This window comes from Nocardia amamiensis, from assembly GCF_015477605.1.
Classification (GTDB): Bacteria; Actinomycetota; Actinomycetes; order Mycobacteriales; family Mycobacteriaceae; genus Nocardia; species Nocardia amamiensis_A.
This window is the reverse complement of record NZ_JADLQX010000040.1, coordinates 1-12,955: the sequence shown is the minus strand read 5'-3', so window position 1 is coordinate 12,955 and position 12,955 is coordinate 1. Positions and strand designations below refer to the sequence as shown.

10 protein-coding genes are annotated in these 12,955 nt (G+C 66.9%); 4 read left to right on the top strand and 6 right to left on the bottom strand.

Annotated features, from left to right (window positions below; genetic code table 11):
• The first annotated feature begins 34 nt into the window (after positions 1–34).
• The 3 genes from IU459_RS32650 to IU459_RS32640 all read left to right on the top strand — a co-directional run bounded on the left by IU459_RS32650 (position 35) and on the right by IU459_RS32640 (position 1,762).
• A complete protein-coding gene (locus IU459_RS32650) occupies positions 35–343 on the top strand; it encodes a hypothetical protein (RefSeq protein ID WP_195133446.1) in 309 nt (102 codons plus the stop codon).
• Positions 344–676: 333 nt separating this feature from the next.
• On the top strand, positions 677–1,435 hold the full coding sequence (locus IU459_RS32645) for a hypothetical protein (RefSeq protein ID WP_195133445.1): 759 nt from the start codon (positions 677–679) through the stop codon (positions 1,433–1,435).
• Positions 1,436–1,441: 6 nt separating this feature from the next.
• The gene (locus IU459_RS32640) at positions 1,442–1,762 is read left to right on the top strand and encodes a hypothetical protein (RefSeq protein WP_195133444.1); all 321 of its coding nucleotides are present in this window, start codon (positions 1,442–1,444) and stop codon (positions 1,760–1,762) included.
• A gap of 27 nt (positions 1,763–1,789) precedes the next feature.
• Here the strand turns inward: IU459_RS32640 and IU459_RS32635 are convergent, their stop codons facing one another.
• The 3 genes from IU459_RS32635 to IU459_RS32625 form a co-directional block, all read right to left on the bottom strand.
• Positions 1,790–2,284, bottom strand: a complete 495-nt coding sequence (locus IU459_RS32635) for a hypothetical protein (protein WP_195133443.1) — start codon at positions 2,282–2,284, stop codon at positions 1,790–1,792.
• A gap of 114 nt (positions 2,285–2,398) precedes the next feature.
• Positions 2,399–2,809: a hypothetical protein gene (locus IU459_RS32630; RefSeq protein WP_195133442.1), complete on the bottom strand. Its 411-nt coding sequence runs from the start codon at positions 2,807–2,809 to the stop codon at positions 2,399–2,401.
• A gap of 224 nt (positions 2,810–3,033) precedes the next feature.
• Positions 3,034–3,750 (bottom strand): hypothetical protein, encoded by a 717-nt coding sequence (locus IU459_RS32625; protein ID WP_195133441.1) that lies wholly within the window; start codon positions 3,748–3,750, stop codon positions 3,034–3,036.
• A 364-nt stretch (positions 3,751–4,114) separates the two neighbouring features.
• On the opposite strand from IU459_RS32625, the gene IU459_RS32620 reads away from it, so the two are divergent.
• The gene (locus IU459_RS32620; RefSeq protein WP_195133440.1) at positions 4,115–4,741 is read left to right on the top strand and encodes a hypothetical protein; all 627 of its coding nucleotides are present in this window, start codon (positions 4,115–4,117) and stop codon (positions 4,739–4,741) included.
• A 939-nt stretch (positions 4,742–5,680) separates the two neighbouring features.
• Here IU459_RS32620 and mobF read toward each other — a convergent pair.
• From mobF to IU459_RS32605, 3 genes are all read right to left on the bottom strand, one after another.
• Positions 5,681–10,387, bottom strand: coding sequence for a MobF family relaxase (gene mobF / locus IU459_RS32615; protein ID WP_195133439.1), 4,707 nt, complete (start codon positions 10,385–10,387; stop codon positions 5,681–5,683).
• Positions 10,388–10,721: 334 nt separating this feature from the next.
• A complete protein-coding gene (locus tag IU459_RS39860) occupies positions 10,722–11,615 on the bottom strand; it encodes a hypothetical protein (RefSeq protein WP_324199116.1) in 894 nt (297 codons plus the stop codon).
• A 20-nt stretch (positions 11,616–11,635) separates the two neighbouring features.
• The gene (locus tag IU459_RS32605; RefSeq protein WP_195133438.1) at positions 11,636–12,847 is read right to left on the bottom strand and encodes a hypothetical protein; all 1,212 of its coding nucleotides are present in this window, start codon (positions 12,845–12,847) and stop codon (positions 11,636–11,638) included.
• Positions 12,848–12,955: the final 108 nt, after the last annotated feature.

Sequence of the window (12,955 nt, the reverse complement as noted above, 5' to 3'; positions counted from 1 at the left end):
GCGTGTCATCTCGCCGAAGATGCGAAGGTGAACCATGGCTGAGTTCACGATCACTGTCGACGACCGGCTGGCCGCGCTGGTCCAGGCCGAGGCCGCCGGCGATGTCTCGGCGTGGATCGCGAAGGCGTGCACGTCCCGGCTGCTGCGTCAGGAGGCCGAAGCCCTGGCAGTGTGGCAGCGGGCGCACCCGGCCGAGACTGCCGCCCAGTACGCCGAAGCGGAAGCCGAACGCGAATTCGTCGACGAGCTCGAGCGATTGCGCGCCGAGCACGGCGAACTCACCGGCGAACAGATTGCCGACGCCGAGCGGCGTGTCCGCGCACTGCTGAAGCGCGAACAGTAGGTCAGCGCGCCAATGTCCATGATCGTGAATGTGGGTAGGCCAGGCCACATCCTCACCCCCGAACTGACATCCCGTTTCAGTTGCTGCAGCACCGTAACCGCATTGCGGACTTGTCGTCCCAGATTTGGGTTGCGGGAAGCCCATGAGCTGGGGTCGGGGCGGCGCTCAACTGCCTGGTGATCGTGCCGTGAACCGGTTTCGGCGCCACCACCGCGCCGGATCCAGTTCGGCCGCTGCAGGTGTCGTAGCGGATGTCATCGAGGCAGACCGGCGGCATTACTGGGAGGGCTGACCAACCGCACACGGACCGATCGGTATGCAATACTCGAACATGTGTTCGACGACGCGGACGTGGTGACGCTGACTGGTCTCCCCCGGGACCAGCAGCTCGCCGAATTGCGCGCCCGCATGGCCGCCATCCCCGGCCGCATTGGCGCAACCGAACCGCCGCCGCTGCTCGCCAGGTCATCTACTGCGGTGATCCCGGTGGCCGGCGGGCTCGGTGAGGCGCTGCCAGAGGGTGGGCTGCCGCGCGGCGGCGTAGTCGCCTGCACCGGCCGCCGCACCCCGCTGGTCGGCCTGCTCGCCGCTGTCACCGCGGCCGGCGAATGGGTCGCGGTCGTTGGTCAGCCGCAGCTCGGGTTGTTGGCCTTCACCGAGATGAACGGTGACCTCACCAAGCTCGCTCACATCCCCGATCTCAAAGGCGAGGACCCGCTCACGGTCGCCGCGGTCCTGCTCGACGGTGTCGACGTCGTCGTCCTGGACGTCGCCGGTGGTGCGCCGCCGAGCCGGATGCGTGCCGTGCTCGCCCGTCTGCGCAGCCATGACGGTGTCCTCGTCGTCACCGGCGCGGGATGGGCGCGTCCGGATCTCGAAATACGATGCGAGCTCGCCGAATACGATGGACTGAGTCGCGGGCGTGGACGGTTGCAGACGATGACGTTCGACATCCAGGTCACCGGCCGCACCGCGCGGCGGCCGCGCACCACCCGCGTCCAGCTCGCCGGTACCAGTACCCAACGATGCAGCTGGACCCGGCGAGCCCCGGTTGCCGCGGTGGCGCCGGCGTCGATCGCGCGGACCGGGTGATCGACGATGAATGAGGATCGGTATTCGGCCATCCGGCACCTCGAGCCGCCGAGGTCGGTAAGAGTGGACCCGCGGCGGATGTGGGTGCTGCCGGTGCGGACGCCGGAGCGCGTCATGCCGGTGACGCTCGGGGAGAAGGCATTCGCCCTCGACCTGCACCTCGGAGAGGAATGGATCCCGGGGCGCGCCTACCGGTGGGCACGGTTCAATATTGGGACCGCGCCAGTGTGGTTCTGTGAGATCGAGGTTCAGCTGATGACCAAGAACGGCGTCAGCGGAGTCGCTCTACGTCAATGGGTGCCGTGGGATGCTGTTCAGCCCGAATGACGAGCCTCGGCTTGGACGCCTGTCATGTCAATCGTTCTGGTTGCGCCGCAGGTAGAACATGGCGAGCTGGGCTACTGCGTCCTTCTCCTGGCACAGCTGGGCGTTCTCGGCGCGCAGCTGCTCGATCTCGGTGAGCAGACCAGACCGTTCGCTGTCCCATTCGGCCGCTGCAGACTCGTGCTCAGCCAACAGCGCCGTGCGCACCTGCTCCCCGTAGACGATCCGGTCGAAATCGTCCACACCCCTCTCACCGGACTCAGCGCCCGAAGCGGTGGTGCCCGCGGCCCTTTCGCTGGTCGCACGCCTTCCAGGCAGCCCAGCGAAGATCCCCCAACTGGCCCCCCAGTACCGCAACGTGTGCACCGACGGTGCATCCTCCCAATCCGAGGAGGCCTGACGACTGAGGAACTGCGACGCAACCGACTCGCATGCCTGGGTTTGCGTCATCCCCGCGTCGTAGGCCTGCTGCAGCATCTCCAACGCGGACTCCCGCAGCTCATCGGAATATTTCCGTCCCTGCACTTTTCAGTACCTTCCACCCGGGATGTGGCCAGCGATCGGTGTCTCTCCTTGCTGGTCGACACACGCGTGAATCTCGGCTTCAGCCCACTGACCAGCGGAACCCGTCACAGGATCTCAGATGGCCGAGACCAGTGCCTTGATCTGATCGACGGTGGCTCGAAGCGCGTCGAGTTCCTCGCGATCACTCGATTGCATCGCCGTGTCGGAGGCGACGAGTTTCTTGATCGCCGTACGCAGGGTTTCGTCGGAGTGTTCGTGACCGCCGCCGGCGGCGAGGATGACTTGACCGATAGGGGAGTGCCTGGTGTAGACGAGGGTCCAGTCGTTCTGCTGGCGCGTCAGGGTGGTGGCGGCGAGGCCTGCCTGGTCCAGGTTGTGTTTGATCTGGCCGATCGGACCGTCATCGAGCCGGCCCGCTTGCACCAGTTCACGCAGGTCGTACATCTGGACGGACAGGCACCCACCAGCCTTCTCGACGCGCGTCGCCAACTCGGCGAAGTTCCCCAGAATCTCAACTGCCGACATCGTTCCCCGCCCTGCTAGGAAACATGGGGAAACTCCCCAAGTTTAAATTTTGAGCAGATTTATTGTCACAAAGATACATCTCCGGGAACGTTCTGTCGGGCGAACGGAGCAGTCTGACCTGCGAAACTTCCGCTTTCAGGCACGAAAATGTTCTCCGGACTAGCCGACGAAAGGGCCACCCGCCGGGACAGATAATGCGGCCCCGGCGGGTGGCGCTGCCGGGCTCAGTGCTCGGTGATGGTGAATTCGCGTGGGTCGAACTGGATTGTTCCGGTGCTGTTGTTCGGCTGAGGGACGGCGGGGTCGAGGCGCATGTCGTAGTGGTCGGTCAAGGCGCCGGTATTCGAAGCCCTCAATCGCCCTGTCACGGTGCCGGTCCAGCTCGCCGCGAACTCAGCCATCTTGCCCTGGTAGCACCAGTGGGTGTCGATCGTGATGCGCTTGCCGATCAGATGCGACCAGTCCAAACCTGGCGGGTGCGGCTTGTCCTTGAAGCAATACGGTGGCGTGTGCTCACTGAAGTGCCAAAAGCCTTGCAGTGGCTGGCTGCACTTTGGGCACTCGGTGAAGTCCTTCGACCGTTCCCGGTCGTATTCGCATGTCGGGCATGTCGGGTCGGGTTCGTCCACGTGCTCGGCGTGTTCGCGCGCGATCAACGCCGAGTACGCCTCGAGGTCCGCTTCCTGCCTCAAGTCGTCGCAGTAGCAGCCATCGCAGGTGCGGCATACACCGCATCCGCCGCAGCGGCTGCTCAGCCGGTGGCCACAGATGGGGTTGACGTCGCTGCCGTATGTGGGGTCGACGTCCATGAACGGGCCGTCGGTGGGCACTGGGATTGCCTGGTCTTCGAGCGCCCTCAGCGCCTGGGTGTAGGTCACGCCGTCGTGGCGTGCCATGTAGGCCCGGACCTCTTTGCGGCGGTTGTGGTTGCTGCGTGTCATCAGGTTGTCCTCCAGCAGAGTCCCACGCACTCCGCGAGGTCAGCCCTGGACAGCAGGTGATCACGTCGGATGTGCCGTTCGCACTGAGGCGGAGCCGTCTTGTCCTCGGTCGCCGTGTCGGCCGCGTGGGGACCGGGTCGGCTCGGAGAGGGGCCTGTGCGTTGCCCAGACCCACCATAGCCACGCCTACCGACACCAATCAGGCTCTTAGTCCGGTCAACAGGTGAGGCCAGGCTCGCGGCGGCGATCGGTTGTGAGGCACTTCCACTCCCGTCTGCGGCCTGGATTGCGCACCGGCGTCCCTGGGTTCGGTCTCGCTCCGGCCAATCGGTCGATCAGGAAGTTCTTCAGGTGGGCTGACGTCGTGGAGGCGAAAGACGTTGACAGCTGGGAACATTCGATCATGGTTCCGCTGCATTGGATTGCCGCCTCCGACCTTCCTCGGGGAAGCGCGCTTGTGGACTGGCTTCCGGTCCTTGCACCGGTGGGGGTGATAGCCGCCGCGTTCATTGCGGCTGTCGTCGCGCGATGGAATGTTCGCAAGCCACCGCACGAACATCTCGAGACGCTGGTTCAGCTCTACCGTGACTGGCCGGAAGAGTTGGAGGGCAAGGAGACGATCGAGCGGCAGATTGCCCTCCAGCTTGCCGAGATGCGTGTGGCAACCGACGATGCGGGGCAGCCCGAGGCTTCCTCGGACGAGCACGCAGCTGAACAGCGTGTGCTGACACGAGCCCGCCGAATACTGATCAACCGCGCAGTCGCCATCGGACTTGTCAGCGGCAGCCTGGTCGCTGGGATTGTCGCCAGCACCGTCTACGAAGACCACACCCCACCGTGGTTCACCGCGCTGGGCGTGACGGCGACTACTTTGGGCGCAGCCATCTACTTCCTCAACCCTCGAACCCTCGCTCTACTCCGGTACATCCGCACTGCTTCCGTGGATGCTGCCCGCAGCGTCCTCACAGACCGTGTGAAAGAAGCCGACTAGAGCGCTCCGTGCCATTGCCTGTTCGACGAATTTCTCGGCACCGCCGACCCGGCCGTGATGGACGCACTTGGAGGCCGCGCGTCCCCGGCCCACGCCACGCCGCATGATCAGTGGTGATCGGGAAATACCGGCCCGGCCCTGTATGCTTCGGGCGCAGCGAGAACGCGGAGCGCAGCGCAAGCGGAGCCCGAAACTTCCAGGGGAAACACCATCGACACTATGTGTCTCGGTGAATATTCGCTGTCCTCGCTCACTGCCAGTCGCGCCACGGATTTCCCCGCGCTCAGGAACCCCGCCACCATCCAGGCATTAGGCCACGGTGTCACCGTCTCTGGTCGATCCCCACAGCAGCCACCGGCGCAGTCAGCCCCGGAGGCTCAGAGATGTTCGAACCTGACAAGCCGTCGGAGTTCCATCCGATCACCATATGTACACCGCCGAAGAACGCCGTGGCTTTGGTCGTCACGAATCTCGACACCACATGTCCCCGCGAGATTCTCGTGGGCGCGAATCTCGGCACCACCCGGATTCTGTCGGTGCTCTGGCGTAGCGTCTTCCCTGCTGGGGTTGTGAGATCGACTGCACCACCGGGTAGCCCGAAACGTGGATAAGGGTCCGGCCAGCCCGGGACGCCGGGCGGAAGGGCGACCACGAGGTTGGGACTGAACCACATCGGTCCGGCTACGCGCTCTGCCGTAGGGAGCGTGCGACATCCCCAGGTCGGTGGGCTCGGGCGCGTCCGGGCCCACCGATTGCATTTTCCACCGGGTAGGCCAGTGCCAAGATGATTCGCGACCAGTACGCCCTTGTCATCGCGCAGTGCGCCCGAATTCGCGGAAAGCCAACGCCGCCACGGTGACGCCCGTGATCCAACCAACTTCGACGCGGCGACATATGGACTATATGGACTATCAGGCACTCGCCCGCATCAAACCCGGTCTACAGGCCGTAGCCAGGCCCACTGCCGTGAGATGGCCCGATCGACGGAATATCTCGGTAGGGACCGGGATCCCAGGCGCGCGTCGTCCTGGATTGGCGGCGCGGTGACTTCTTCGCGGCGGCCGCCGTTTCCGGCTGTGCGGGGTGTCCGAGGCGCTTCAGTTCCGCCCGGGCGCGGTCCTCGAGATCCCGCTCCGGGTCGGCCTGCTCGGTGCGGCGCCGCTGTTCGTCGAGTGCAGCGTCCAGTTCGGCGCTGCTGTTGTCGGCGCGGACGATCGCCTCGGCGCGTTCCTTGGCGTACTTGCGGTCGATGTCGGCTGCGGCGTCGAGCTCGGCGGCGTGGCGGCGGGGATCGTCTGCCTCGGCGATGACCTGCGACCAGCGGTGTTTCGGCTCAACTATTTTCAGCGCGACGGCATCGGCAGCTTTCTGTGCAGGGTCCTGGAGCTTGTCGTGCTCCTCGAGTTGTTTCTCCAGCTCGGCGATCCGGTTGGTGGCCTTGCGGCGAGCGAGGACCTGCCACTTGTTCGCCTCATGAAGGCGCCGCCACTCTGCCTGCAGCGCAGCTCCGATTCGGTACCTCTCCTGCCTCAGCTCGACGAGTTCGGCGTCGAGCTCTTGCGCGCGGCGAATCGCGGCGGCTTGCTCGACGCGGCGCTGCTGGGCCCTTTGGGTCTCGGCGACGGCCTGGCCGGTCTTGTCGCCAGTCAGCGCGGGGGCGGTGTGGTCGAACATCACCTGGTTGCGCAGCTGCTCGACCTGCCGCGCCAACTCGGTATCCGTCATTCGCCGCAGCTTATTGCCGCGCAGCTCGTCGAGCACCGCACCGAACGCGCTGGTCTTGTCGTCGCTGCGTTCGTCTAGCTCAGGCGCTAGACGCCACCGTAGCGCCGCGGCGGGCTGATCGACCGGCAACGCCCGCTCGTCGACCGCGGCACGCACCGCTGCGGGCACGTCCACACCGGTCGCAGCCGCCCGCGACAACTCCGCGGCCAGCGTCGGCCAGTACGGGTCACTGGTGATCTTCGGATCCAGGCTGTCGACCAAGGGTTTCCAGCGGCGCACGTCGAGGGCCTGGTGGCCGAGCACGGCGGCCGCGCGCCGGTCGAGATCCACCTGCACACCCTGTGCGGTGGACTCCCGCACGGCCGGGCCGGTGCGCCGGCGGTCGTTGTCGGCGATCCCGCGCGCGGCCCGCCACACCGCGAGCTCCTCGAGCAGCTGCGCGTCGGCGCCGACCAGCGGTCGCGCCCACATCGGCGCCGTCTTCTCTGTCCAGGACCGCGCCTGCTGCGCGACCTCAGCAGCCAGCGCCTGCACCTGGTCCTCGCGGGCCGCCAGCGCCGCCCCGTACTCCGGATCACCGCGCAGCGCCGCGGGCACGGTCGGCAGCCACGGCAGCGGTCCACGCTCGACACGGTCGCCGATGCGCCAGTGCAACACCGCCGCCCGGTCGGTCGCGGTGTCGAGCTCTCGCGCCGCCACCGCCTCGGTCAGGAGCGCCACCGGATCATCACCCTGGGCGGCGCGCAGCCAAAGGTGTTGCCGCAGCGTCGGATAGGCGGATTCGTCGGTGAGACCGGGGACCAGGCGATCGGCGGCCGCGTCGATGTCCGCGCGCGCCCGGGCGCCGAACAGGTGCTCGGCCACCACGCCGATCGAGTCAGCGTACGCGCCGACCGCGGCCTGCAACCGGCGGCGCGGATCCTCGGCTTCGCGTTGCCCGGTGCTCGCCGAGACCTGCCCACCGCGGCGGTTCAACACCTCGGTGAGCACGTCCAGGTAGGTCGGTGGGTGCACCGCGTCGATCGTGTAGGCCGCGGGTCCGGCCGGATCCAGGCCGGTTTCGATGTAGATGTGGTTCGCCGATCGGCCGCGCGTGAGCACCACGTAGACCTGGCCACGGTGCGCGCGACGGGTCATCAGCCCGTGGCAGGTGTCGACGGTCAGTCCCTGGCTGGAGTCGATGGTGCTCGCATAGCCTAGTTGCACATGCTCGCGGACGTAGTCGGCGTCCAGCGTGGCCAGGCGCCCGGAAAGGGTGTGCGCGGCGGTGATCCGGCCGTCCGGGTGCACCTCGCGCACGACCCAGCGATAGCCGTTGCGCACGAAGTCGGTCGCCGAGATGCGCACCGAGTAGTTGTTGCGGCGGGTGACGATCGTGTCGCCGACGCTGGCGGCCAGGCCGTCGCTGAGCACCACCTCACGCGCATCATCCGGTAGGGGAGTGCGGGACAGCCGCTGCGCGCGGGCCCGCGCGTTCAGCTCGCTCACCAGATCCCGGGTTGGCGCGAGCAGCAGCGAGTCCAGGCCCGCGGCGTTGTCGGCGGCCCACGCGGCGAAGGCCTGCTCGGTCACCGATCCGATCGTGCCGACATGGATACGGTCCCGGTCGGCGTAGAAGGCGAGGCCGGCCGGATCGCCGTCTCGCACCGCCAGCGACGCGGCGCGCTCGCCGGCATCGGCGAACCGCATCACCGTCGTCAGGGTCAGCGCGTCGCTGGTGTGGGCGATGTCGCGCATCACCCCGCCCGCCGCCACGGACGCCAGCTGCTGGTCGTCGCCGATCGCCCGGATCGACGCGCCGCGCCGCAGCAGGAACGCCACGGCCGCATCGAGATTGGCGGTCGAGGCCTTCGCCGCCTCGTCGAGGATGACCAGCGTGCGCTCGTCGATGCTGCGCACCCATTCCGGCGCATCCAGCTCGTCCAGCACACCGGACTCCAGATCGGCGGCCACCGTGACCAGCAGGTCGATCGTGGACGCGCTCACCCCCGCCTCCTGCTCGAGCACCCCCGCCGCCGCCGACGTCGGCGCCAGCCCGATCACCGAGCCACCCTCGGCCCGCCACGCCCGCACCAACACCTGCATCGCCGTTGTCTTGCCCGTCCCGGCTGGGGCGATCGCCACCTGCAACCGAGCCCCGGAAGTCGCGAACGCCTGCACGAGGGCACGCTGTCCCGGATTCAGCCGCCGCCCCTGGTTATTTGCGGCGTACTCGACTTCAGCGACCTCAACGGCGGCCGCCGATATGGTGCGACCGCCGTACTGGGTGCTCGCCTTGAGCAGCCGTCGCTCGGCCGCCAGCACCTGCGGCGAGGTGTACAGCGTGGATCCGGCAGTCACGTACACGCTCGTGCCGTCGCGGCGAGCCAGCACGCCCGGCGCCGCGATGGTGTCGTGCACACCACGCGGGATCGAGATCGGCTCCGCCAGAGCGGTATCGATCACGCGCTCGACAATCTCATCCAACTGTTCGACGTCGATGCGCCGGCCGCGCATCTGCCGCTCTGCTTCCGCCCGGACATGCGGGATCCGCCACGTCGCCCGCGACTCGGAGACCGTCGCGATCACCCTCCGCGCGATGTCGTCGATCCAGGCCTCGTCGACGAACTCCCGCACACGCTCGCCGTCGTGTTCGCGTGCCAGGACATGCGCCAACATCGCCTCGAGCCGCTGCTCGCCCAGCAGCTGCACCGCCTCCGCCCACCACGCTGCCCGCTGCTCGATCAGCGCCCGCGGCGCGTGCTTGCGCGCCCTGGTCGCGATCGTGGCCGTCCCCGCCATCCGCAACACTTCCTTCGGCATCGGCTCCCGCTGGTGCCGGGCCTGGAATGCGCTGCTCTCCGCGCCAACTCGGGCGGTGATCTCCGTGTTGCGCTTGGACCACAGCTCGTTGAGCTCCGCGGCCACACCGACGATCTCCCGCACCGGCCGCTTACCCGCGACCTGGCCGGGGCGTTCGGCGAACGCCAGCTCAAGCGCCTCACCGAGATATGCCTCCAGTCTCGTGTTGTAGACCTCGGAGGCGGCCACGTTGTGCAAGTAGAGCTGGCTGCTGTCGATCGCTCGCCAACTGCCGTCCAAGGTGCGGACCTTCGCCGAGACGACCACATGGGTGTGCAGATCAGGGTCGCCGGCGCGGGAATCTCGGTGGGTGTAGGCGGCCGCGATAATCCCTTCCGTGTCGACCTGCCGCACGCCGCAGGCACCCAGCCGGGTGTACACGGCGTGCTTCTCCAGATACGCCAGCGCGTCCCTGATCGCGGCATAGTGGGCAGCCTCGATCTTCTCGGCGACCTCGCGCGGCGCCACCGCCCACACCGCCGACACCGACTTGGCCGGGGAGAACGTTAGATCGACCGCCGCCAACGCCACTTTCGGCGGCCGCAGATTCCGCGAGATCCACCCCGACAACTCGGTATCGGTCTTCGGCGCCCGCTCGTGCTCCGCGGTGAACATCCGCAACGCGACCTCGGTGCGGATGCGCTCGAGCACCTCCTCGGGCACCTTCTCATCGCGCGGATTGCCCTGCTCGATGTTCCAGGCCTCGATCGCGACCGCGCACTCACGCCGAAAGTCTGGTCGCTCGCGGTACCGGTAGAACGGCCGCCCAAGCCGGGTCAGCTCACGGATCACCCACGGCTGCGTCACGCCGTCCGCCTTCAACCGCGCGGTGATCGCCGCGGCATCCGGATGCCGACCCTCACCGAACAGCGCGGCCATCTGCGCCTCGGTGATCGCGTCCCCGGCCTCGATCCCGGCGAAAGCGACCAGCCCCGACCCGATCCACCGCCCCGGCGCCTCGCCCTTGGCCTCGTAATAGTCGGCCAGCGTGGCGCGTCCGCGATCATCGCCGTCGCCCACAGCAATGCAGCGGGCGTAGTACAGATAGCCCTCGCCCGCTGCCAGCTTGTGCAGCGTCATGACCACACAATCCACGGTACGCAAACCCTTAGCGGCCAAGAATGTATGAGGTTTGCGCGGTTATTGCTGAATGGTGGTGGGCGTAGGCGAATTTGGGGTTATAGGAGGATGGCTGCAGGTGATGGGTGCATGTCAGGTGAGGATGGTGAACGGACAGCAAGTGTGGAAGAGGGGCAGTGGGAAGGCAACCGGTGTATCCACTTGGCATCCAAGGTCATCGCCGCCCCGGTCTCGCCGCGCCCCCCCAGGAATCACCCTGCCGCAACGACTCCCACGCACAGCAAAAGCCCGGAGCGATGCCCCCCGATCCTTCGACGACGAATGCCGTCCCGTTCTACTTCTTCGCTGCCCGATGAGCGCGCACGCGGCAGGCGCCCGAACAGAAACGGCGCGGACGGCCGGTCCCCGGCTGCATGATCGCCCCGTCGCACACCGCGCACCGGGTGGTGTCCCGCAAAGCCGACGTCGCCGCAGGCGCTGCTCCGTTGCCGCTCGAAGTCGCCGAAGCTGGGGAAGAAATAGGCATTGGCGTCGCTGGCACCGCGATGTCGGGGGAAGAAATGGCCACGGCAGGAACCGCGTGCAAAGCAGCTCGCTGGGCTGTCCGCCGCCTGTTCTGGCTGGCACGTTTCGGGGCGCTGTGCGCCGTTCTGACGGGATGATCCTGCTCAACCGGAACCACAACCGGATCTGGCACGGGAGCGGGCTCTGCAGGCACGCTGTCGGGCGACTGCGCATCCCAGGTGATCTCCAGCCACATCGCACCGCCCTTGCCCTTCTCGGCGCGGTGGATGATCGGCTCGGGTTTGGCCATGAACTCAGGGGTGTCATCGGGCACCAGGCCACACCCGAGCTGGGCAGGGATCAGCCTCGGCTTCTTCTTGGGGTCCTTCGGCCGCGAGAGCCTTGCAGGCCGGCCGTCGGTGAGGGCGTCGTAGGCAGGCTTGGCAGTGTCGACCAGGTTGTCCGTGTCCCGCCGCCGATTGTCTCTCGGGCGGTAGTGCAGCGTCACCGTGACATGGTTGAGGCCGCGAGGCAGGCGCGCCGCCATAGCCCGCTCGTAGACCTCTTGGCGGACATCCGCGATCTTCGCGGCGCGGGCGAACATGGCGCCACGCGTCGCGCGACGCTGGTTCAGCGTGAGAGGCGGTGCTGTCCAAGGCAATTCGATAATCGCAGAACCCGCGCCGATGTCCGCCCGCGCCGCCGCTGCTGGGTTGTTCACCACGTCCAAGCCCTCTCTCGGAATCAGCCCTGAGCACGCGGGGTGGTCGGAGAGGGAATATTCCCGATTTCTTCCACCTGCATGGCATTGTGTGCCGCCGCAGTGGCATTTTTCAGCATTGCGCTGTAGTAGTCGGTTACCTCTTTGAGCCGCGTCCGGTACCGCTCGTCATCCTCGTCGCGGCGCTTACGCTCCTTTTCCAGGTTGTCGATGAGCTGATCCACCTGCTTCCGCAGATGCACAGCTTCATCTTCCGCGTGCTTCCGCGCCCGCTGAGCGGCCTGGACCTGGTCATGAGCAGCTCGCGTATCCTCGGCTGCTTTCTGGGCAGTTGCAGCGGACTCAGCGGCAATCCGATCCGCACGCTTCCGCTGCTCCTCGGCTTCTCTCAGCGCCTCGTCGCGCTCCGCTACGGCAGCAGCAATCGCCTCGGCGGCCTCATCCCGAGCGGCCTGGATTGCGTCCGCCGCCGTCTTCTGGGCCTCGGCAACAGCCTGATCGGCCTCCGCCTTCGCAGTCTCTGCCGCAGCTTTCGCCTCGTCGCGTTCAACCGCCATCCGATGGCGCTCCTCGGCGTGCTTGTCGGCGAGCTTGCGGCGCTCCTGCGCCAACTCCTCAGCGACCTTGCGTTGCGCGTTCGCGTGGACCAGCTCCTCCTCTGCAGCGGTCACGATCTGGATGATCTCGCGCTCGGCCGCCCCGGCCGCCCCGGCCGCCCCGATTACAGCGCGAGCTTCCGGAGCGATCTTCTCGGCGGCCTGGGCGATCTTCTCGGCGGCGGCCTGGAACTGCTCGACGAGCGCGGCGAACTGCTCGCGCGCCTCGGTCACCGGCCGATGGGGCTCCTCGCTGGTCGACTCTGCGGCGTGCGATGTAACGGAAGTAGATGTAACGAAAGTATTGGCCGCAGATTCAGCAGGCTCGGAAGAAATAGGCTCGGCGACGCGTGAAGGGGCGGGGAACTCCTGCTTTTGGACGGGGCGGATAGCCGGTGCCGCGTTGAATCCGTGCAGCTCACGGGCTTTTGCGGCATTTTTCCCGTTGTGAAGAATGCCGTTGACGACCTCGTTGCAGTACTTCGGGCGGCGGCCGTGCAGCGACTTCGCGTAAACCGGTCGCCCGCACTGGTGCCCCTCGTCATCCATCACGAATTCGCAGGTCCCGACCTGTTCCCCAACCGGAACACGCTCGGACAGCGGTGTGCGCCGTTCGTCGGTCATGATGTCGCCTTTCATGTCGGCCTCTCGTCTGGTACCCTCTCACCCTATCAGAAAAATACCCGTCAGGGCAAGAAAGAAAGGAAAGAAAATGGAAGGAAAGAATCAAGTAAGTAAAGAACTAAC